The organism is Paenibacillus sp. IHBB 3054 (assembly GCF_051594305.1).
GTDB lineage: Bacteria > Bacillota > Bacilli > Paenibacillales > Paenibacillaceae > Paenibacillus_AQ.
In genome coordinates, this window is record NZ_JBOFBG010000138.1 from 1 (window position 1) to 745 (window position 745).

At 40.7% G+C, this 745-nt stretch carries 2 protein-coding genes; one reads left to right on the forward strand and one right to left on the reverse strand.

Annotated features, from left to right (window positions below; translation table 11 throughout):
• Window positions 1-243, forward strand: a 243-nt coding sequence (locus tag ACQ76X_RS36095) for a hypothetical protein (protein WP_438498692.1), incomplete at its 5' end; no start/stop codon positions are given.
• A gap of 73 nt (window positions 244-316) precedes the next feature.
• Here the strand turns inward: ACQ76X_RS36095 and ACQ76X_RS36100 are convergent.
• The coding region (locus ACQ76X_RS36100) for a recombinase family protein (protein WP_438498693.1) at window positions 317-745 on the reverse strand (429 nt) is incomplete at its 5' end.

A 745-nucleotide genomic window follows, 5' to 3' on the forward strand; every position in this document is an offset into this window, starting at 1 on the left:
TGGTTCAGAGAAATGATCAACTTTGATACTTTACGAGAAGCAGAAGAATGGGTTTATAATGGCGATGCTTTTAATAAAATAGGGACTGAATTTGAAGGCTATACTACTGGCGACCCTAAATTAGCATATGCATTACTTTATAACCTAGTACGAGAAAACACACTAAACCAACGCTTTCACAATATATATGCTGATAAAGAGGATAGAGATGGACAAACCTTATACATGGTTTGGGTAAGTTGATTTTTAATATTTTTTCGCAAAGGAGGCTATATTTATACTTTCATTGAGTATAATATAGCCTCTATGCGAAATATTATATAGTATTCTCATACTCTTTCACTCTACGATAAAATGTAGGCTTCTTCATTCCGATCCTTCTCATCGCTTCCGTTGCAGTAAATCCCCCGGACTTCCATTCCTCATACACTTCAATAAATTTGGTATCAATTTCATGTTTGGGTCGACCAAAGGTAACCCCTTCAGTCCGAGCCACCTCGATGCCTTCAGCCTGCCTTGAACGATTCTTCTTCCGTTCCTGCTCAGCCACATATGCCAGCAGGCTTAGAAATTGATCCTCCATGACCTTTCCGAAGTCTCCCATCGTCTTAAACTTCCGGGAATCGAACAATGTTTCGTTATCCAGACATACAATGTCTGCACCGATCTCGCGCGTGATTTGTTTCCACTCCGCAATGATACCGTCATAGTCCCGGCCTAACCGATCCAGCGCATCCAAATAAAC